Raw genomic sequence first — 23,087 nt, 5'->3', positions numbered from 1 at the left:
AATTGGTGATTTTAAGTTAATTCTAATTATCGCTTCATCGTAAAATGCGCTTTAAACGTTTTAGCCACTCCATTTTCCATGTAATCTAATGAGAACCAGTAATCTGTTGACGGAAGTAATTCTTGATTGTATGTTCCGTCCCAACCCTCGCTATCGTCTGTAGCGCTTAGTTGTTTTATTAATTTACCATAGCGATCAAAAATATACAACTTAGCATCTGCTTGATTCAAGCCACTGATGTTCCATGTATCATTGATACCATCACCATTCGGTGTGAAGTAATTTGGATAGTCGATTATGTTTACTTTTTGTGTCATAAATGTACATCCTTCTGTATCAATAACAGTTACTAAATGTTCGCCTGCGCTTACTCCTGTAAACACATTAGAAGACTGCAGTGGACCTTCGTCTAACGAATACATCAATGTTCCTGAACCTCCAGTTACATTTACTGTAATAGTAGCGTTGTCACTAAAATATTCACTTTGAATAACTGTCATTGAGGTTGCTGGAAGAGTTTCTGTTACAGTTGCTGTAGCACTTGCCAATAATGGATCTGATGAACATCCTGTTAACCAATTCGTAGCTATTACACTATACGTTCCTGCTTCATCAACTACTAAAGTTGAACTAGTTGCTCCTGGTATAATATCTCCGTTAGTATCAAACCATTCAAAATCATAATCCGCATCATTTAAGCCAGTGTTTAAAGTATATGTTTGATATACTTCTCCTGTGGCTGTAATACAAATATTACCATCAATTAATACTGGCAGTGGAGCTGGATTTACATTCACTCTATAATCTGTATAACCACCTTGACATTCTCCTAAACTTGAACGTACTCGGTAAATTACATAACCTTGTGCATTGGTTGTTGCTGTTAACGCATCATTTATCGTTACTGGTGCTATTCCAGTTCCTGGAGTAGCGCCTGATACATTTACAACTGTTAACACTTCCCATGTTAATTCTGTTCCTGCAATAAGTGGGGAAACATCAACTATTAAATCAGTATCTTCTCCACTACAAATTGTTTTTATTGGAGATGGAATTGGTAAACCTGGATTTGGATTTACTGTAACTACTCCACTTTGAAGAGTATTACCCGGACATCCATTACGAACTGATGAAACTTCAAAATAAATCGTTCCTGCTACTAATGGGTTACTTGTAATTACTTGTAATCCAAAGCTCGCTGTTGTTGATGTTGCGGTAATAGTTCCTGAGGTGGTGCCTCCTACTACGGTTACACCATTTGTAATAGCGGTCCAGTTGTAAGTAATTCCACTGATATTTCCTGAAATATTAACCTGAACGTTATTCGTTGCACTTGTAGCCGAACAAACCGAAGTGTCTGCTACTGCCACAACTTCAACCACTGGATTTGGATTAACCGTGATAATCACTGTTTGTGGTATTCCATCACATCCGTTAGCTCTTGGAATAATCACCATAGTGATAGTACCTATTGCTTCTGGATTGGTAAGAGCCACTAAATTGTTTATATTGGATTCATCTCCATTTGTGGTAGTGCTGTAAAAACCTGAAATATTCGATACCGTTGCACTCCAGCTAAAGTTCGTGTTTGTTACATTACTATTAAGTACAAAATTTAGTGTATTTCCGTTACAAACTGTATTGGTTACAGTGTAATTTAAAACTGGAGTTACAGGCTGTGCATTAATTACGATGTTAGCAGATGCAACTGAAGAACAACTTCCATTTGATGCTGAAACAGTATAATTTGTGCCTGTAACCATTCCTGAAATAGCTCCTCCAGCAGCTACTGATGGTCCTGAAGGATTGAAAACATAAGTAATCCCTGCAACATAATTCGATATACTTGAACTTCCTGATGAAGAACATGTTGGTGCAACTGATAAAATTGTAGGAGTTGCTGGAACCGTTAACTGTACTACATTACTAAATGAAGCTGAAACTGACGATGTACAACTTCCATTTGATGCTGAAACAGTATAATTTGTGCCTGTAACCATTCCTGAAATGGCTCCTCCAACAGCTACTGATGGTCCTGCAGGATTGAAAACATAAGTAATCCCTGCAACATAATTCGATATACTTGAACTTCCTGATGCTAAACATGTTGGTGCAACTGATAAAATTGTAGGAGTTGCTGGAACCGTTAACTGTGCTGCGTTACTAAATGAAGCTGAAGCAGACGATGTACAACTTCCATTTGATGCAGAAACAGTATAATTAGTACCTGTAACCATTCCTGAAATAGCTCCTCCAACAGCTACTGATGGTCCTGCAGGATTGAAAACATAAGTAATCCCTGCAACATAATTCGATATACTTGAACTTCCTGATGCTAAACACGTTGGTGCAACTGATAAAATTGTAGGAGTTGCTGGAACCGTTAATTGTGCTACATTACTAAATGAAGCTGAAGCAGACGATATACAACTTCCATTTGATGCTGAAACCGTATAATTAGTACCTGAAACCATTCCTGAAATGGCTCCTCCAACAGCTACTGTTGGTCCTGCGGGATTGAAAACATAAGTAATCCCTGTAACATAATTCGATATACTTGAACTTCCTGATGAAGAACATGTTGGTGCAACTGATAAAATTGTAGGAGTTGCTGGAACCGTTAACTGTGCTACATTACTAAATGAAGCTGAAGCAGAAGATGTACAACTTCCATTTGATGCTGAAACAGTATAATTTGTGCCTGTAACCATTCCTGAAATAGCTCCTCCAACAACTACTGATGGTCCTGCAGGATTGAAAACATAAGTAATCCCTGTAACATAATTCGAAATACTTGAACTTCCTGATGAAGAACACGTTGGTGCAACTGATAAAATTGTAGGAGTTGCTGGAACCGTTAACTGTGCTACATTACTAAATGAAGCTGAAGCAGACGATATACAACTTCCATTTGATGCTGAAACAGTATAATTTGTGCCTGTAACCATTCCTGAAATAGCTCCTCCAACAACTACTGATGGTCCTGCAGGATTGAAAACATAAGTAATCCCTGTAACATAATTCGAAATATTTGAACTTCCTGATGAAGAACATGTTGGTGCAACTGATAAAATTGTAGGAGTTGCTGGAACCGTTAACTGTGCTACATTACTAAATGAAGCTGAAGCAGAAGATGTACAACTTCCATTTGATGCTGTCACCGAATAACTAGTACCATTAATCATTCCTGAGATAGCACCCGTTCCACTTACTATTGGTCCAGCTGGATTGAAAACATAAGTTATTCCTGCAACATAATTCGAAATACTTGAACTTCCTGCTGCTGAACATGTTGCCGCAACAGATGAAATTGTAGGAACATTAGGAGTTGCTGGTTGAGAATTAATTGTCACAATTGTAGCAATAGAAATACAACCCGTAGTTAAATTTTTAACAATTACATTATAAGTATTTGGAGTCAATCCTGAAAAAGTAGGACTTGTTTGAAATGTTGTTCCGTTTATACTATATTCAAAATTAGCTCCAATTGGAGAAGAAACAACTATAGTACCTGTGCCTACTGTACAAGTTGGTTGAGCTGTTGCGCTTGCAGTTGGTGCAATTATTGTAGGAACAGCATTAATAGTAATATTCGTTGCTGATGAAGTACAACCAGATGGTGTTTTTTTGACGATTACTGTATATGTATTAGGAGCTAAACCTGAAAAAGTTGGACTTGCTTGAAAATTAATTCCATCTATACTATATAAATTACCTACGCCAGTTGGAGAAGAAACAACTATAGTACCAGTTGGAATTGTACATGTAGGTTGAATAGTAGCACTTGCTGTTGGAGCACTTGGAATTGTACAACCATAGTAATTAGAACATAGCGAATCTAAAGTACATCCAACACCTAGTGTAATTGTAACTTCAATAATATATTGTGCATTTGGTGTCAATCCATACCATTCTGGATTAAATCCAGAAGCTACTCCATTAGCATTTACTACTGATGGACTTACGTTTGAAGCAACATTACATGAAGTTGCAAATGGTCTTAAAGCAGCTGAACGCGAAATACATAAAGCCGGACTTCCATTGGCTTGTTGAATTAATCCAACAAATCCATTTGCATCTGCTTGTACTAAATAGTAATTCTTAACAACAGTATTTGTCAATGCTGGAGACCAACTAGAGCATGAACCTGCTGAAAAATTTCTTACCCCATAGTTTGCAACTCCTATTATAGGACAAGTTGGAGCAGAACATGAGCCACAATCTGCTGAAGCAGTTGAACAAGTTACTGTTTGAGGTTGAACACAAGAAACCCCATTTGCGGTTAAAGTAAAAGTTACAGAATCACCAGCAGTCAAACCAGCTACAGTATAATTTGAAGGACTTGTATGCGTAACATTTATAGGTGCTCCACCGTTAATGGAGTATGAAATTGAAAAATTAGTTTGTCCAACATTACTAAAATCAAAAGCTAATGAAGTTGGTGTTGAATTGGCAGTGTCGCAAAATAAACCTAAGTTTCCGCCTGAAGTAATTATTACTACAATTGGAGCTCTTGGCCCTTCACAACCTGCTACGGTTTGACTAACATAATAAGTTGTTGAACCAACCGTTGCTGTACTTGGTATAGGAGCTGTTGGTGATGCTGTTCCACCAGTAGCATTAGTTCCATACCAATTTAAAGTCCCGCCCGCTATTGGGGTTGCAATTAATGGAATTGCAGTAGCCCCTTGACAGTAATTAACTGGTGTAGTAACTGATGGGGCTGATGGGGCTGATGACGGAGTTACACAAGTACCTCCATTACAATTATTTACAGCAATGGAACTAGCTAAATTTTGCACCCATGTATTTGAACCATCCTGTTGTCTACTCAATGGACTTCCTGCACTTGGATTAGTTCCTCCATATCTTAGAATTGATGGATTTGAAGAATTTATCTGAAATGGTGTTTGTAATGTTACTGCAGGACTTCCCGTTGGTAAACATAATGCTCCTGGATTGAAATCAGAAGTATTTGAAGTTAGATTCGAAGCGCTACTTGACCAATACACACAGTCAATTGCTACACCTGAAGCATTATACAGAGCGCACCAACCATCAGTATTTGCCAAAACATAATTACCATTATAAATACAATAATCAGCTGCAGCCATAGGTATATCTATATTACCTACTACTGTACCTCCAGGATTTGCTGAACCAATAACAACATGTTCTCCGGGATCTAAAATAGCAGCTGGTACATTGGGAATTTTATAAGTACCACCAGTATTAGTTCCCGTTAAAGATTGTTTCATTGCTATAAAGTATCCTGAAATATTAACTTGTGAACATCCACTATTATAAATTTCAATATATTCTTGACTTGAATTATAGATTAATCCGTTTGGAGGGGTTGCTACAGTCCCTGGAGGTCTAACCATTAATTCATTCAAAACAATCTGAGAATAAGAATTAACTGTAAATAGAATTGTAATAACAATTATATTAATCTTTAGAAGAGGAGCTTTCATTTTTATTATCTTATTTTCTTTATTTCTTCACAATCAAGAATTCACTTCTTCTGTTTTGTGCGTATTGTTCTTCGTTACATGGTTGGCAAGCTACTTTTGGTTCGCTTTCTCCAAATCCTTGTCCTGAGATTCTATCTTTTGCTATTCCTTTGCTAATTAAGTATTGAACAGTAGATTTTGCTCTTCTGTCTGATAAATCCATGTTGTACTTATCACTTCCTCTGCTATCAGTGTGCGATTTTGCAAAGATGACCATGTTTGGATACTCGTTCATTACCATTACTAACTTGTCTAACTCTGCCGCGCCTTCTGCTGTGATATTACTTTTGTTGAACTCAAAGAATATTGGTTGTAATATCACCTCTTTCTCTGTAATGATAGGCATGATTGGTTTTAAAGTAATACCTACAGCCATATCAATACCAAATTCATCTTCAGTAATTTCAACTTTATAAAAATCACTATTTTCATAACCTGATTTAGTTGCATAACTAATATAAGCAGTGAGACATTTTAATGTTGTTTCTGTTCTTCCTGAACTATCAGTTGTAAAACTTGAAAGAATATTTTGTTTTTCATCAGTTAAAACAACCAAAGCGCCTTCAATCTCTTTTCCTGTTATTTCATCTCTTACAATAGTAACTGCTCTAAAATTACAAATCGGATCTGCTTTATAAATGTCGTCGTTACCGTCTCTGTTACTTGAGAAGAAGCCTACTTTCTTAGTAGCGTTGTAAGTGAAAGCAAAATCATCTTTTGGTGTATTTACTGGTTCACCAACGTTCATCGCTGCAGTTCCTTTGTTTAAATCCATTTTGAATATATCCAATCCTCCAAAACCTTGTTTTCCGTTTGATGAGAAAAACAAAATGTTGTCATCTGTAATAAATGGAAAACTCTCGTTTGCCTCTGTGTTTACTTTAGCTCCTAAGTTCTCTGGCGTACCATATTCGTCGCCGTTTACTGCTACTTTCCAAATATCTTCTCCTCCAAAACCGCCTGGCATGTTTGACGAGAAGTACAATGTTTTTCCGTCTTTGCTTATGCTTGGATTTCTTACATCGTATTCTTTATTATTAAATGGAAGTGGCTTGCTGTTTGACCATTTATCGCCTTCTTTGGTAGCTTTGTAAAGATAAATTTTACCAAACTTTGATTTCTTAGCTTTATCTTTTACATATTCCTTTTCATTGAAACTCTCGCTACCGTAGTACATCATGTTTCCATCGCTTGTGATACTTGCGGGTCCATCGTGCCATTTGGTATTTAGATTATCTACTGCTACTGCATCGCTAATGGTTCCATTTGCGTTATAGGTTGCTTTGTAAATGTCTAAATATGGCTCTTCGTTGAAGTTACTGTTTCTTTTTGAAGTGTTTCTAGCACTTGCAAAATACACATTGTTATCATTAGTAAGTACCGCTCCAAAATCAGTTTTATCGCTACTTACGTCTGATTTTGCAATGTTGTATAATTTACTTTGTCCTTTTAATTCTGGAAGGTAATTCGGTTTGCTCACAAATGCTTTAGCTCTTTGGTCGTTTGGTGCCAATTGCGCAAATTGTTGCATTTGTTTGTCGGCTTCTTTGAAGTTTCCTTCTGCTTTTAGCATTTGAGCATATTTGTAATACGTTTCTGCATCTTGCTTTTGCTCCACTACTTTAGCATACCATTTTACTGCTTCTTTTGTATTGAATACATTGTAGTAGCTATCTGCTAATTGTTTGTAAACGTAGTTATCGGCTTTACTGCCTTCGGCTAATTTTAAATATTCTTTAGCTGCATCAACATATTCGTATCTATCGAATAATTTGTCTGCTGTTTTAGTGTATTGATTTTGTGCACTAAGTATTCCACTTACCATCACAAAACTTAATGTTACATATAAATTTCTCATTGTACTTTAGTCGGTTTAGGTTAGAAGAATCTTGGTGAACTTGATACTTTTCTAGGGAAGTTCAAATCAAATAACAATATAATCTCGTGTGAAGATGGCGTTGTTACATTCAAATCCGATACGATGTGATCGTAAGCGTAACCTAATTTTATATTTGGGGTAATGGCATAATTAACCATTGCTCCAAAACTGTCTTCTAATCGATAGGTTCCACCAATTTCAAATTTCTCATTAAACAAGAAGTTAGCCGATAAATCCCAAGATGTTGGCGCTTCAAAGGCCGATTTCATCATGAAAAATGGTTTGAATTTTACATTATCATTGATATCAAACACATATCCTCCCGTTACAAAATAATGTGATACTTCTGAACCAAATTCTCTTCCGTTAAAATCTAAATGTTTCGACTTCATTAAATTAGGAATCGAAAATCCTAAATAATACTTATTCGTATAATAGAAAAGTCCAGATCCAATATTGAAATACGAATTACTCGTATTCTCTGAAAAAGCAGGATCGTCAACATCTGGTAATGTTGAATAAACATCATCAAACAAACTTACTTTGTGCAACGTTAATCCCGTTTTTAATCCAAAAGCTAATTTGTGTTCGCCTCCTAAATTCAATGTATAAGAGAAATCAGCATATATGTTATTCTCCTCTACTGGGCCAATCTTATCTGAAATAACCGATAATCCCATTCCAACATTCTTACCCACTGGAGCATGTCCAAAAAAAGTAGTCGTGGTAGGTGCATCCTCAATCTCAACCCATTGCTTTCTATGTAATAACCCTAATGATAAATTCTCTTTGCTTCCCGCATAAGCCGGATTCATTACACTCATATTGTACATGTATTGCGTGTAGTGTGGGTCTTGCTGGGCAAAAGCAAATACACCTATAAATAAAATAACAACTTGAATAATTCTATTTTTCATCTTACTTGCTTTTAATTTTCTTTATTGATATAAACCCAACCCGTTTTAACTTCTCCACTTGGCAAAGAAACCACATAATAATAGGTACCATCTGGCAATTCATCTCCTGAATTTGTTTTTCCTTCCCATTCATTAGTGTAATCCGATTTGCTATAAACCTCTACTCCGTAACGATTGAATATTTGAACTTTCTTAGCGTTTAATCCTGATAAATTCCAAGTATCATTCAAGCCATCATTGTTTGGTGAAACTCCTTTTGGTATAACACATGGCGATTTATCTACCGTTACAAACTCAATAGTTGTACACGAATTAACAGTAGCTCTTACTTCATAAGTTCCCGATGCTGGAATTACAATCGTTGCTGTTGTTCCTATTAAATTCGATGAACTATCATACCACTCATATGTAGCCGTACCAGAATCAACAGATGCCGTGATTTCAAAAACAGCCCCGTTACATCCTGAAACCGTTGATACAATCGGAGATGGTGGTACAGAATCAACAACCAATGGCGATGATGCTGATGATGTACAGCCAGTTGAAGAATCTCTAACTATAATAGTATACGTAGTGTTTGGTGTAAGTCCTGAGAAAGTAGTACTACTTTGGTAAGTTACACCATTATTAATACTATACTCTAAAGTACCTCCTAAAGGAGCTGTTACCACAATTGTACCTGTTGGAACCGGACATGTTGGTTGAACTGTAACGCTTGCTGTGGCAATTGCTGGGGTATTTATTGCCCCATTACTAAACGATGTAGAAACTGAAGAAATACAGCCGCCAATAGTAGCTGTTACAGTGTAAGATGTTCCAACTGTCATTCCTGTGATCAAACCAGAAGCATTAACTGTTATTCCAGCTGTAGCTGGTGAGAATGTATAAGTAGCTGAAGCGCTGTAATTTGAAATTGTACTCGTACCTGCAGCTGAACATGTAGCTGCAACTGAGACAATAGTAGGAACTGTTGGTGCAGACAACTGAGCTGCATTACTAAACGATGTAGAAGCTGCGGAAGTACAGCCGCCAATAGTAGCTGTTACACTATAAGATGTTCCAACTGTCATTCCAGAGATTAAGCCAGAAGCATTAACCGTTATTCCGGCTGTAGCTGGTGAGAATGTATAAGTAGCTGTAGCGTTGTAATTTGAAATTGTACTCGTACCTGCAGCTGAACATGTAGCTGCAACTGAGACAATAGTAGGAACTGCTGGTGCAGACAACTGAGCTGCATTACTAAACGATGTAGAAGCTGCAGAAGTACATCCGCCAATAGTAGCTGTTACAGTATAAGATGTTCCAACTGTCATTCCAGAGATTAAACCAGAAGCATTAACCGTTATTCCAGCTGTAGCTGGTGAGAATGTATAAGTAGCTGTAGCGTTGTAATTTGAAATTGTACTCGTACCTGCAGCAGAACATGTAGCAGCATCTGAGTCAATAGTAGGAACTGCTAGTGCAGACAACTGAGCTGCATTACTAAACGATGCAGAAGCTGCAGAAGTACATCCACCAATAGTAGCTATTACAGTATAAGATGTTCCAACTGTCATTCCAGAGATTAAACCAGAAGCATTAACCGTTATTCCGGCTGTAGCTGGTGAGAATGTATAAGTAGCTGTAGCGTTGTAATTTGAAATTGTACTCGTACCTGCAGCTGAACATGTAGCTGCAACTGAGACAATAGTAGGTATTGGAACAGAATAATTTACAGCACATGTTCCATTACACGCTTTAGGAGTTCCACCAGTTAAACTTAATCCCCAAGTAGTACTGCCGTCTGTGGCTCTTCTTATCGTTTTTCCAATTACACTTGGCCCTTGAGCTGTTTGACCAAAGTTTCCAGCGTATTCTATACCAGCTATATCTCTTGCTTGAGGTAAAGTTGTTAAAGAAGCATTACAAATTGATGGAACATTCAAAATGTTATCAAAACTTCCTCCACATGAAGTACCAGCAGTTAAATCATTTAAATCATTTTGAGACCAATAAACAGCATCTAATACTACACCTGTTGGACTAGCTAATAATATATATCCACAACCATTTTCTAAATGCCATCTTGATGTTCCAATATGTCTTGATGTTCCAACCAAAGTAGATAAATTAATATCAACATTTGGAGCATTTGCACCACCTATTACTAAAAATCCAAGAGGAGGAATTACTGTGCCAGCTGGTAATGCAAAAGCTGCTTGATTTGAGGCTGTAGTATTCGAACCAAGAATGTAACAACTTAAATCAACAGCATTACATGGATCAGAATTATACAATTCAATCCATTCATGCCCTGTTGCAACAGTATTGTACATAGACTGCAGTGTTGAATTTGTATTATCTCCACCTAAAGTAGAATAATTGCTTCCTGGCATGAACATAATTTCATTAATCAAAACCTGACTAAAAGAACTGCAACTTGAAAATACAATGATTATAAACAATATTTTTTTAATAAAATTCATGATTGAATTAAGTTTTAGTTAATAAATTTGAGAATAATGTAGACGACCTTTTTCAAATAATTTGCTTAAACCATCATATTTTGTGGAAGACTTAAGTATTATTTGTGAAATTGTCAAATTATAGAAGTTTGACGCCTTAATAAAAACCTTTAAAAAGGAATGAAGTAAATTCAGAGAAGAATATGCATAATTTTTTACCATATAAAACACATTTATTGAATACTCTCAAATGTATCTTTATGGTTAAGAAAAATTAAAAAAAATGATCAGATATAATTAAATGTAATTTTCTGTAATTTTTAAAACTCTAATTATCAATTACTTAATAAAATAAAATCAAGTACTGATAATTTAAAATTTTAATAAATTTTCAATCAAAAGCATAGTGTTTTCTTTAAAAAATTTAATTTTATCAGACTTTAATTTGGAATTATGATTACTTATAGCATCATATTTAGAAATATAACATTCTGCATATTTTATAAGAATCTCAGAAAACGATTTTTTTGAACCAATAATATCTTTATCATTAATAATAATATTATCTGAATTAATTAACAATGAATATTCTCCATTATCATTAGAAAACAATAATTCTTGCGTAATCTTATATTTTGAATATCTGTTAAAATATTCTATCATTCTGAATTTAGCAACAGAAATATCATTATTAAAGAGTGAAATATTATTTCTTTTTGAGATTGAAAAAAGTATCCAATATAAAAAAGGATGTAAAATTTTGTTATTATTTATAGTAACCGTTTCAATTTCTAAATTAGATAACTCCAATTGAACTTTTAAATATGAATTTAATTTATTTTGAAATCCAATTTCAATCGACCTAACGGATATGACATGAATTTCCGATTTTTCATTTTGAAAATTTACATTGTCTTCTTGAACTTGAATGGCTGAAATTAAATACTCTAACGATAAAAAATATAAAAAGAATGAAATAACAAATCCAAAATAAAAAACTAGAAATAAAGCTAAAAATATTGGATAGAGATGGTATAATAATTCCGGTAAAATTTTAGATAATGGTAATATGATTTGTGTAGTAGAAAATAATACAAAACTTATTTTAATGAAATTTAACACTACTGAACTTAACTTAAAACCTGATAATGATAAAGACATAATATATCCTAATAAAAGAATACATGAAATAGACACTAATGCATCTAAAACAACAATACTTACACGAGATATAAGTCCAAAACTTTCATAAAATTTATCTAAAAAAGTAAAAATAGAAACTATGAATATAAATACAATAAATACAACTGTATACCACTTTTCTCTTTGTTTAATTAATCTAGTTAATTTATTTTCCTCATTCAACAAAGGAAAATATGATATACTAATTAGAAAAATCAAATTACTCACTGATGATATCATTCTATCAACAACTACATAATTTAAAGAAAAATCTTGAATGTCAAATAATTTATTTGCAGAAATAAATGTTCTATGAAAAAATGTTAAAGCAATTAATAATAAAGCTACATTAGATTCTTTCAAAAAAACATTACTAGTATTTTTACGTTTTATCCAGATATGTATTAAATATATTCCACTCAATAATGAAGTGCCAAATAATACAATAAGATAAAATGTTTTGAAATGCATAAGTCATTTATAAGTTACAAGACAAATATATAAATTAATTCAGTATAAAATTAAACCACTTATTGTAACATTTTTTTCAATTCAAACTCTTATATTTAGATTTTGAAAACAACACCTATGAAAAACAGTTTTTTAGTTATCCTCACATTATTAGGAATACAACAAATTAATGCACAATTTACCCGTCGTGATTCGTTACAAGGTGGATTACGCATTGAAAGAACGTCATATGATGTAAAACGTTATGATTTAAACATTACCATAAATCCTGAACAAAAAAGCATTAAAGGATTTAATGAAATAACTTTTGACGTTGTAATTCCTACTCAAAAAATTCAATTAGATTTATTTGAAAATATGAAAGTGGATTCAATTGTTTGGAATGCTAAAAAATTAAATTACAAACGCGATAATGATGCCGTTTTTATTGATTTTCCAGAAAAGTTAGCTTCAAGATCGAATCATAAATTAAAATTTTACTATTCGGGAAATCCAAGAATTGCCAAAAATGCTCCTTGGGATGGTGGTTTTGTATTTTCAAAAGACAAAGCTGGTAAAGACTTTATAGCCGTTGCAGTCCAAGGAACTGGAGCTAGTCTGTGGTATCCAGTAAAAGATTCACAAACAGACGAACCAGACAATGGAGCTTCAATCAAAGTAGCTGTTCCAAATGGTTTAATGAATGTTTCAAACGGTCGTTTTTTAGGTTCTCAAGACTTGAAAAATGGTTACACGCGTTGGGATTGGGAAGTTAAAAACCCAATTAACAATTACACGATAACGGTAAATATTGCCGATTATGTTCACATTCAGGATAAAATGCCAGACTTAGACTTAGATTATTATGTGTTAAGAGAAAATGAAGCGAAAGCTCGCGAACATTTTATGGAAGTGAAGCCGATGATGGAATGTTTTCAGACGAAATTTGGTCGCTATCCTTTTTGGGAAGATGGTTATAAATTAGTAGAAACTCCTTATTTAGGTATGGAACATCAAAGTGCTGTTGCTTATGGTAATAAGTACAAAAAAGGTTATATGGGATTTGACTTGTCGGGAACTGGCGTTGGTATGTTTTTCGATTATATTACGATTCACGAAACAGGACATGAATGGTTTGGAAACAGCATTACTAGTATGGATATTGCAGATATGTGGATTCATGAAGGCTTTACAACATACTCTGAAACAGTATTTATTGAATGTATAAAAGGTTATGATGATGCTATGAAATACATTAATGGCCAAGCTAAAAATGTACGTAACGACAAACCAATTATTGGACAATACGGAGTGAACAATGAAGGTTCGGGTGATATGTATTACAAAGGTTCATTATTATTAAACACATTAAGACACATTATTGGCGATGATGAAAAATGGTGGAAAATGGTATATGATTATTCAGAAACTTTCAAAAAGAAAATTATTACTTCTGATACTGTTATTGACTACTTTAACAAGGCTTCTGGTACAGATTTAACACCTGTATTTAGACAATATTTGTATACCAATCAACTTCCTATTTTTATCTATAAAATCAAAGGAGACTATTTATATTATTCGTGGGACAATGTAAATGAAGACTTTAACATGCCTATTGATATTGGTTTTGAAGACAAAAAAATCAGGCTAAAACCAACATTAAAAGAACAAAAAATTAAACTGAAAAAACTTAGCAAAAAGAGTTTTCAAATTTATGATAATCAGTTTTATGTTAAAATTAAAGAAGACAATTAGTCTTCTTTTTTTATGCTTTAATATTTTTTAACGTCTGAATACGATTAATTTTTTTGGTTTCCGTTTCTACAAATTCTGTTAGAAATAAAATATCTTTAGGTTTCTCAAATTTATCTAGTATATCAAAAATCGAAGGTGCTATTTTTTGCTCCTTTCCTTCTATTACTAAAACTACTTTAGTGCCCAGAACAGCATCAGGTAAACCTGTAATAAAAAAACGATTAGGAATTTTGGAAACTAATTTAGTTTCAATTTGCTCTGGAAATAATTTGACTCCTCCACTATTAATTACATTATCATAACGTCCTAACCATTTAAATTGCTTTACGTTATGAATTTCTACAATGTCATTGGTAACTATTTTTTCATCTGAAATACTAGGCGCATCAATTACTAAACAATTTCTATCATCTGAAGTAATTATGACATGTTCTAAAGTATTAAAATACGTTTCTCCTATCCTTTTAGCGGCAATATGCGTTATGGTTTCTGTCATTCCATACGTTTCGTAGATTTTTGCATTTAAATCTCTTAGTTTCAAAGCCAAATCATCTGATACTTTAGCACCGCCAATAATTATCTTCTTAAACTGATTTAATTTATCTAAACTATTTTCAGCTTGAAGTGGTACAATGGCAACAAAATCATAAATTTTATGAGACAATAAGTAATCTAAATGCGAACTCGGAGCTATAAGATCTAACTCTAAACCAAGCATCATTGCGCGAACAATCATCATTTTCCCTGCAATATAACGTGCTGATAAACACAACAAAGCTTTATCTTGAGGATGTAAATCAAAGAAATTTCCGGTAGCAATTGCAGAATGTACCATTGCCTCCTTTTTTATTGTGATGATTTTAGGTGTTCCAGTAGTTCCCGAAGTTGTTAATTGTATGGTCTCTTTATCGTCTAACCAATCCAATAAAAATTCACCCAACTCTTTTTCATAAACCTCTCCTTCTTTTATAGAACTATAAGCCAATTGAAAAAGCGCCTCTTTATCTAAATGAACACCATTGATTTTAAAACGATTGTGTATGTTTTTATAATTTGGAATCATTTTCGACAGTATCTATTTCATTAGTTACAATTAATTTACCAGTTAATTTTTCTTTCCAATTTTTCCAATTGTACATTTTAGAAAAAATAAAAAGTAAAATAGGAAATATAACGAAAACAGGCGTTAAAACATCAAATCCAGCTGATGGTTCTGATAAATCTTTAAAAATAGAATTAGTTTGAAATGCCGTCCAATCTGCCGTTAATAACAATGCTCCAACTAAGTTATTTGCAGCGTGAAATCCTAAAGCTAATTCCAATCCCTCATCCATTAAGGTCATAATTCCCAAGAAAAAACCAGTTCCAATATAATATACCATAATGATGTAACCAATTTTTCCAACTTCTGGATTAGCAATATGCATTAATCCAAATAAAACCGAAGTTACAATCAAAGGAATTAATCTGCTATTAGTGGCTAATCCAATTCCTTGCATCATATGCGCTCTAAAAAGATACTCTTCAAAACTAGTTTGCATTGGTACTAAAATTATTGCCAGAATTAAAAAAATGAAAAACTTTTCGGGTTTAAAATTCCAAACAAAATTTTCGGGTTGGGTGTAATAAAGGGCTAAAATCATGGCTGTCGTGATAGTTCCCCATAAGAAAAATGAGAAAAAAATACGTTTCCAATCTACTTTAGCTCTCGATGTAGTTAAACTTCTTAAAGTTTGTCCTTGAACAAATTTTACCCAAAAAAGTACTAACAACAACCCGAAAGCTAACGGACCAACTAACACCACAAAAGTTAAATTAACTCCTATCATACTAATAGTCTGCTGAATAACTTCATTGGTGTCAACTCCATCAGACATAAGGAAGTTGAAAAACATCAATAAAATAAATCCAAGTGGAATTGGAATGTAACTACCTAAACTATATTTTTTGTTTTTTAATTGTTCTATGTACATAATTTTTACGGTTCTTAAGTTTGCTACTAAAGTACTATTTTTTATTTCTTTGTAAAAAAGAAAATATGATAACTATTTACCATAATCCAAGATGTACCAAATCTAGAGAAGGTTTGTGCGAGATTGAAAACTTAAATCAACCTTTTGAAATACGAAAATATCTTGACGAACCTTTTACAAAAATTGAGTTAGAAGAAGTAATCAAAAAACTAAACATAAGTCCTATTGAATTGGTTAGAACCAAAGAAAGTATTTGGATAGAAAACTATAAAGGAAAAGAATTAAGCGATACTCAAATCGTTCAAGCCATGCTTGAAAATCCAAAATTAATTGAACGTCCCATCATCGTAAATGGGAATAAAGCAGTAATTGCAAGGCCAAAGGAAAAGATTAACGAAATCCTTTAGTACTTTTAACAAAGATTTAGGAAAGTAAGGCTAAACCAAAAGCTACTTTTGCAGTCTTATTTGCAAAAAAATATTTATGAAAAAGAAAATTATTATTGCTGTATTAACTTTATTGGTAAGTGTAACGACGTTTGCTCAACGACCAGATAGTAAAAAAGTTACTATTTCAGGTAAAGTAATTGAAAAAGGAACTAATCTTCCTTTAGAGTACGCTACCATTGTTTTTGAAAACACCATTACCAAACAACTTTCGGGAGGAATAACCGATGAAAACGGAAATTTCAAGTTTGAAGTAGTTGCAGGGAATTACAACGTAAGAGCTGAATTTATTTCGTTCAAAAGCGTAACTGTTCCACAAAAAGAATTCAAAGCAGATACAAACTTAGGTACAATTCAAATGGCTGCCGATGTAGCTCAATTAAATGAAATTGAAGTAATTGCTGAAAAATCTACGGTAGAAATTAAACTTGATAAAAGAGTTTACAACGTAGGAAAGGACATGATGGTTAAAGGAGGAACAGTTAGTGATGTTCTTGACAATGTACCATCTGTAACTGTTGATGCTGAAGGAACAGTAGCACTAAGAGGAAATGAAAATGTAAAAATTTTAATTGATGGTAGACCTTCTGGATTAGCTGGAATTAATATTGCAGATGCTTTAAAATTGTTACCAGCCGATGCTGTTGAAAAAGTTGAAATAATTACAAATCCATCTGCACGCTATGACGCTGAAGGTGGTGGAGGTATCATCAATATTGTTCTTAGAAAAGGTAAAGCAAATGGAGTTAATGGCTCTATTATGGTAAACGCTGGTGATCCTGAAACTTATGGAACTGGCATTAACCTTAACAAAAAAAGTGACGATTATAATTTATTTTCAAACTTTGGTTACAACTATAGAAACAACCCTGGAAATTCAATGGTAGATGCAGAATATTTTAATCCTGATGGAACTACTAAAAACTTTATAAATGAAAGAAGAACTAACGATAGATTAAGTGAAGGTTTTAATGCTAATTTTGGTATTGATCTTAATATTTCAAAATCTTTAACTTGGACAAACGCCTTAACTTTCAGAGAAAATAGAGGAAAAAATCCTGATAATGTATTTTTCTATAATTTTGATTCTGGATTTAACCCAACATCAACTAGAAATCGTTTTAACGATCAAAGAAGTGATGAATTTAGTATTGAATATGCATCTAATTTTGTGAAAAAATTCAAAAAAGACGATCACAAATTAACAGTTGATATTGCAATTTCTCAAAATAGAGAAAATGAATTAGCTACAATTACCGATCAAATATTAGGTAATCCCAGTTCTTTAGAAATTGAAAACACATCAAATTCACAAAAACAACAAAGAAATTTAATTCAAGCTGATTATGTGTTACCAATTGGTAAAAATGGTCGCTTTGAAGCAGGATATAGAGGAAGTTTTCTAAATAACTTAACGGATTTTGATGCAACAACTCAAACTATTTTTTCAAATACTTTAGAATATATTGAAAATGTTAATGCATTTTATTCACAATATGGATCAAAAGTTAATAAATTCTCATACTTTTTCGGACTTCGATTTGAAGATAGTTATATAGAGGTTAATTCAATTCTTAATAATGATTTCAACACAAAAAAATACAATAACTTATTTCCTTCTGCTACATTCAACTATGAATTTTCAGAATCAAGTTCTGTAAGTTTAAGTTATAGTAAAAGAATTAACCGTCCAAGAGGACGATTCTTAAACCCAGTATCATCATTATCAAGTAATATTAATATCTTTCAAGGAAATCCTGATTTAGACCCTTCGTTAACAGATGCAATAGATTTAGGTTATTTGAAAAAGTGGAATAAATTAACATTCAATACTTCGGCATATATCAATGTTACAAATGATTCTTTCCAATTTATTAGAAAAGAGTCAGGATTATTTGTAGATGGAGTTCCTGTAATTTTAAGCACTCCTATTAACTTAGCGAAAGAATATAGAGCAGGTTTTGAATTCAATTTAAACTATACGCCATACAAATGGTGGAGATTAAACGGAAACTTTAATGCATTTAGAAATGAAACTCAAGGAGATTATTCTTATGTTGATTTTTTAGGAAATACAATAAATCAAAACTTTGACAACGTTGCTTTAACTTGGTTTGCAAGAATCAATTCAAAAGTAACATTACCATACAAAATCGATTGGCAAACAAACGGAACTTATAATGCTCCTCAAACAAACGCTCAGGGACGTTCTCTTGGTGTAGCGTCAATGAACTTGGCATTCAGTAAAGATGTTTTAAAGGACAAAGCCACTATAGCCTTAAACGTGAGTGATGTTTTCAATTCAAGAAAAAGAATTATGGAAACCGAAATTCCAAATGTAGTTAGTTCATATAGCGAAATGCAATGGAGAGAAAGACAAGTAATGTTGACTTTCACTTACCGTTTCAACAAACAGAAAAACGAAAGAGACAGACAACCTCGTAGAGAAGATGGTGGAGAAGGTGATTTTATGGGAAGACCATAATTTTCAAATCCATTACCCATAAAAAAAGTCCCGATTATATCGGGACTTTTTATTTTTAAAATTAAAAGAAAATTATCCTTCTAATTCAGCTTGTCTTTTAGCTCTTTTCTCTTTAATCAATTCCATGATAGCTCCGCCCAACCAATAGTGAACAAATCCTACTAAGAATATCATCAACCAAAAACCAATAGTTAATATGGTTAAGAAAAGTAAAAAACCTAGGTACTGTTGAAATTCAAACATAATATTTTCCGGAATTTATGAATTCACGTCAAAGATAATAGTAATATTTATTTTTGACAATAGAATCTTAATTATTTTTAGCTAAAACCACTTTTTAACTTTGAAATAAACAAACATCATGGCTACAACACTCAACATAATTCCCCAAATGATAAAATAGCCATACTCCCACTCCAACTCGGGTAAATTCCTAAAGTTCTGACCATAAACACCTACGATGAAAGTTAAAGGTAAAAAGAACATAGAAACCACCGTTAAAGTTTTCATTACTTGATTCATTTTATGATTCTGTGCCGAAAAAAAGTAATTAGATGTACTGTCTAATGTAATTAAATCGGAATCAATTTGTTCTAGTAATTCCAAACACTTTTGATGCAATCTTGAGAAAAACGTAAAATTTTCTGGTTGGATATCATTAAAAACGTTATCATCTTTGATACTTTTAATCGAATATAACGAATCGCGTAACGGAATAATAGAACGTTTCAAAAAGTTAAAATTATCGCGATGTTTTTCTATTAGTGCTAAAACCTCTGGATTTGTATTTTCCTTAGATAAATCTATTAAATCGTCTACTTTATTTTCTTCACTTTCAATTGTAATGTAAAAATTTTCGATAATCGCATCTAGCAATAAATACAACAAATAATCGGCTTTTTTAGTTCTAACAACACCCGAATTCGTTCTAATTCGTTCTCTAATATGGGTAAAAAAATCACTTCTCTTTTCCTGAAAAGATATCAAAACATTATCCATCAATAAAAAACTAATTTGCTCAACACTAATATTATCAGAAGATTTTAAAGGCAGTAACGACTTCACATTAAAAAATAGGATATTGTGATACTCTTCTACTCTTGTTCGCTTAGTAGTATTTAAAATATCTCCAATTATAAAATGATCGGCATTAAACTTCGCACCCACTTTTTCTATAAACGCATGATTGTTTAAACCATGAATATTAATCCAATTCACTTTTAAATCATCAATATTCGTATCTAAATCATGTGGTTCACACTGCTGAAATTCAATAACTTCCTCAGTATTATACACAAACATTTGCATTTCGGTTGGTGTATCTTTATGAATCCCGGTATACTCTAATGTACTTGGCTGTACTTTTCTTCCTTTTTTATATTTTATTTTTCTCAAAACAAACAAATTTTATATAAAGATAGGAGTTTTTAAAAATGAGAAGTATTTTTACGAAAATTTATTTTTCAATGCAAACCTTATTCATCAATATAAAAGAACTATTACAAATCAGAGAAACTGGAATTGATAAAATTTCGGGTTCAGATATGGCTATATTACCTAAAATTGAAAATGCCTATTTAGTAATCGAAAACAATATCATTTCCGATTTTGGTCCAATGGAAAATTGCCCAAAACATTCAGATGTTGCAATCATTGATGCAACTGGACAAGTGATTTTACCAACTTGGGTAGACAGTCACACACACATCGTTTACGCAGGAAATAGAATTCAAGAATTTGTTGACAGAATTAATGGCTTATCGTATGAAGAAATTGCAAATCGTGGTGGCGGAATTTTAAATTCGGCTAAAAAATTAAACGAAACTTCAGAAGACGAAATTTACGAGCAATCAAAACTACGCTTGGAAGAAGTCATGCAACAAGGAACTGGTGCTGTAGAAATTAAATCTGGTTATGGATTAACGGTAGAAGGCGAATTGAAAATGTTGCGTGTAATCAAACGTTTAAAAGAAAATTATCCAATTGCGATAAAAGCTACATTTCTTGGCGCTCATGCTTTTCCTATGGAATACAAAGAAAATCATGCTGCTTATATCGATTTGATTATAAACGAAATGTTGCCAAAAATAGCTTCCGAAAATTTAGCCGATTATATTGATGCATTCCTTGAAACTGGATATTTTTCAGTTGAAGAAACCATTAAAATCATGGAAGCAGGAAGAAAATGTGGTTTAGAACCAAAAATTCACGTAAACCAATTCACCGCTATCGACGGAATTAAAGCTTGTGTTGAAAATGGCGCATTATCAGTTGACCACTTAGAAATTGTAACGGATGAAGATATTGAGGTTTTAAAGAATAGCAAAACAATGCCTGTAGCGTTGCCAAGTTGCTCTTATTTTATAAGCATTCCATACACACCTGCTCGAAAAATGATGAATGCAGGCTTACCGTTAGCTTTAGCAACCGATTACAATCCTGGCACTACTCCATCTGGAAATATGAATTTTGTCGTAGCAACAGCTTGTATTAAAATGAAAATGACGCCAGAAGAAGCAATAAATGCAGCTACCATCAACGGAGCTTATGCTATGGGAATTTCAAAAACTCACGGAAGTATCACAAAAGGAAAAAAAGCAAATCTTATCATCACAAAACCAATTATGAGCTATTACCAATTGCCATATGCTTTTGGAACAAATCTAATTGATAAAGTAATGATTGAAGGGCAATTTATTTAATATGTTAAAAACAATATTATTAGTAGGAATTGGAGGAGCAATTGGAAGTATTTTTCGATATGTAACTCATTGGGCTACCACAAAATATTTTCAAGGTTCGTTTCCTCTTAGTACTTTTTTGGTTAATATTTTGGGAAGCTTATTAATCGGATTATTCATCGGTTATTTAGGAAAATATTTTCCTGAAAATCATCCGTTAAAGTTTTTACTGATTGTAGGTTTTTGTGGAGGGTTTACCACTTTTTCAAGTTTTGCTTTAGAAAACTATAATTTACTTCAAAATAACCACCAAATTACAGCTTATATCTATATGGCAAGCTCAATAATCTTAACTATTACAGCTGTTGGATTAGGAAGTTACTTATCAAAATATCTATAAAAAAAGTCCAATGAAATTACTCTCATTGGACTTTTAAAATTTTATAAAACGATTATTTCAATTCGAAACTTGTTTTAGAAACTAATTCAGCATTTTTATCAAATACGTTTACAAAGTAAGTTCCTTTAGCAAAATCTTTACCTGGTACTTCTTCATTTACCTGAACTGTTTTGTTTTCATATTTTACAGTAGAAATAAAGCTATAAGTTAACGTTTTATCTCCTGTTGGAACAGTTTTCTTTTCTCCTAAAATATTACTTTTACTATCAATAATTTGAACATAATATTCTCTTGACCCCGTTTTGGCAATTTGATTTTCAGCTATTAAAAAACTTACTTTTAAAACATCAGCTCTACTTGCTTTATCTGTTTCAATTTGTTTTCCAGAACCTTTTTGTTTAACTGCTAAAACTTTTAAGTTTAAAACCGCTAATTTAGAACCTTTTTCAACTGTTTTTGTTAATCCTTCGTTTTGTGTTAATAAAGTATCATTGAATTTTTTAGCATCAGATAAAACCACATTTGTACTATCTAAACTTGATGTTAAAGCTACATTTTGTTCTTTTAATACTTTGTTTTCAGCTACTAAATTATCCATTTCTCTTTTTAAACGGAAATACTCATTCTTGTACTTTGCCATAGCTGCAGTATCACCTTTCGATTTTTCTACTTGCTCTAATAAAGCCACCATTTTAGCTTGTTCTGCTTGTAATTCGTCTTTTAATGCTGTATTATCAGCAATCATAGTGTCATATTCAGCAATTTTTGCTTTTAATTCTTCAGCTAACGTATTTTTTTCAGTTGTTAGCGTTGTAACAGTTTCCTTATTTTCAGAATTAAGTTTAAAAATATAGCCTACACTTCCTAAGAAAAGTAGTGCCAATACTACTACAGCAGCTTTTAATCCTGAATTATTTGATTTGTTTTCCATTTTTTGGTTTTGTTGGGTTATTGTTAAG

General features: G+C 32.8%; 15 protein-coding genes. 5 read left to right on the top strand and 10 right to left on the bottom strand.

The window, feature by feature from the left end; translation table 11 throughout:
* Window positions 1-26: 26 nt before the first annotated feature.
* The 5 genes from AAEO58_RS09440 to AAEO58_RS09420 all read right to left on the bottom strand — a co-directional run bounded on the left by AAEO58_RS09440 (window position 27) and on the right by AAEO58_RS09420 (window position 12,406).
* Complete coding sequence (locus AAEO58_RS09440) at window positions 27-5,474, bottom strand: T9SS type B sorting domain-containing protein (protein ID WP_341683183.1); 5,448 nt, start codon at window positions 5,472-5,474, stop codon at window positions 27-29.
* Between the two features lie 19 nt (window positions 5,475-5,493).
* Entirely contained in the window at window positions 5,494-7,371 is a 1,878-nt protein-coding gene (locus AAEO58_RS09435) for an OmpA family protein (protein ID WP_341683182.1), read from the bottom strand.
* Between the two features lie 20 nt (window positions 7,372-7,391).
* Window positions 7,392-8,309 (bottom strand): PorP/SprF family type IX secretion system membrane protein, encoded by a 918-nt coding sequence (locus tag AAEO58_RS09430; RefSeq protein WP_341683181.1) that lies wholly within the window; start codon window positions 8,307-8,309, stop codon window positions 7,392-7,394.
* An 11-nt stretch (window positions 8,310-8,320) separates the two neighbouring features.
* A complete protein-coding gene (locus AAEO58_RS09425; protein ID WP_341683180.1) occupies window positions 8,321-10,774 on the bottom strand; it encodes a T9SS type B sorting domain-containing protein in 2,454 nt (817 codons plus the stop codon).
* 351 nt (window positions 10,775-11,125) lie between these two features.
* A complete protein-coding gene (locus AAEO58_RS09420) occupies window positions 11,126-12,406 on the bottom strand; it encodes a hypothetical protein (protein WP_341683179.1) in 1,281 nt (426 codons plus the stop codon).
* A gap of 117 nt (window positions 12,407-12,523) precedes the next feature.
* Here AAEO58_RS09420 and AAEO58_RS09415 point away from each other — a divergent pair, with 117 nt between their 5' ends.
* Window positions 12,524-14,143, top strand: coding sequence for a M1 family metallopeptidase (locus AAEO58_RS09415; protein ID WP_341683178.1), 1,620 nt, complete (start codon window positions 12,524-12,526; stop codon window positions 14,141-14,143).
* Between the two features lie 10 nt (window positions 14,144-14,153).
* Here the strand turns inward: AAEO58_RS09415 and AAEO58_RS09410 are convergent, their stop codons facing one another.
* Window positions 14,154-15,206 carry an AMP-binding protein gene (locus tag AAEO58_RS09410; protein WP_341683177.1) on the bottom strand — a complete coding sequence of 351 codons (1,053 nt, stop codon included), beginning with the start codon at window positions 15,204-15,206 and terminating at the stop codon, window positions 14,154-14,156.
* Complete coding sequence (locus AAEO58_RS09405; RefSeq protein WP_341683176.1) at window positions 15,190-16,116, bottom strand: CPBP family intramembrane glutamic endopeptidase; 927 nt, start codon at window positions 16,114-16,116, stop codon at window positions 15,190-15,192. The genes AAEO58_RS09410 and AAEO58_RS09405 overlap by 17 nt, the downstream gene beginning before the upstream one ends.
* Before the next feature lie 65 nt (window positions 16,117-16,181).
* On the opposite strand from AAEO58_RS09405, the gene arsC reads away from it, so the two are divergent.
* Window positions 16,182-16,523: an arsenate reductase (glutaredoxin) gene (gene arsC / locus AAEO58_RS09400; protein WP_133606617.1), complete on the top strand. Its 342-nt coding sequence runs from the start codon at window positions 16,182-16,184 to the stop codon at window positions 16,521-16,523.
* A 76-nt stretch (window positions 16,524-16,599) separates the two neighbouring features.
* Window positions 16,600-19,047 carry a TonB-dependent receptor gene (locus AAEO58_RS09395; RefSeq protein WP_341683175.1) on the top strand — a complete coding sequence of 816 codons (2,448 nt, stop codon included), beginning with the start codon at window positions 16,600-16,602 and terminating at the stop codon, window positions 19,045-19,047.
* Between the two features lie 72 nt (window positions 19,048-19,119).
* Here AAEO58_RS09395 and AAEO58_RS09390 read toward each other — a convergent pair whose 3' ends face one another.
* Together AAEO58_RS09390 and corA are read right to left on the bottom strand one after the other, a co-directional pair.
* Entirely contained in the window at window positions 19,120-19,290 is a 171-nt protein-coding gene (locus AAEO58_RS09390; RefSeq protein ID WP_008258162.1) for a hypothetical protein, read from the bottom strand.
* An 81-nt stretch (window positions 19,291-19,371) separates the two neighbouring features.
* Complete coding sequence (corA, locus tag AAEO58_RS09385) at window positions 19,372-20,442, bottom strand: magnesium/cobalt transporter CorA (RefSeq protein ID WP_133606613.1); 1,071 nt, start codon at window positions 20,440-20,442, stop codon at window positions 19,372-19,374.
* Window positions 20,443-20,513: 71 nt separating this feature from the next.
* Here corA and hutI point away from each other — a divergent pair, with 71 nt between their 5' ends.
* Window positions 20,514-21,749 (top strand): imidazolonepropionase, encoded by a 1,236-nt coding sequence (hutI, locus tag AAEO58_RS09380; protein WP_341683342.1) that lies wholly within the window; start codon window positions 20,514-20,516, stop codon window positions 21,747-21,749.
* 1 nt (window position 21,750) lies between these two features.
* Window positions 21,751-22,128 carry a fluoride efflux transporter CrcB gene (crcB, locus tag AAEO58_RS09375; protein ID WP_133606611.1) on the top strand — a complete coding sequence of 126 codons (378 nt, stop codon included), beginning with the start codon at window positions 21,751-21,753 and terminating at the stop codon, window positions 22,126-22,128.
* Between the two features lie 52 nt (window positions 22,129-22,180).
* Here the strand turns inward: crcB and AAEO58_RS09370 are convergent, their stop codons facing one another.
* Window positions 22,181-23,059, bottom strand: coding sequence for a hypothetical protein (locus tag AAEO58_RS09370; RefSeq protein ID WP_341683174.1), 879 nt, complete (start codon window positions 23,057-23,059; stop codon window positions 22,181-22,183).
* Window positions 23,060-23,087: the final 28 nt, after the last annotated feature.

Origin of the sequence: Flavobacterium helocola, from assembly GCF_038289885.1 — a bacterium.
Classification (GTDB): Bacteria; Bacteroidota; Bacteroidia; order Flavobacteriales; family Flavobacteriaceae; genus Flavobacterium; species Flavobacterium cheniae.
The sequence above is the reverse complement of the archived record's forward strand: the minus strand, read 5'-3'. Positions and strand labels throughout refer to the sequence as shown.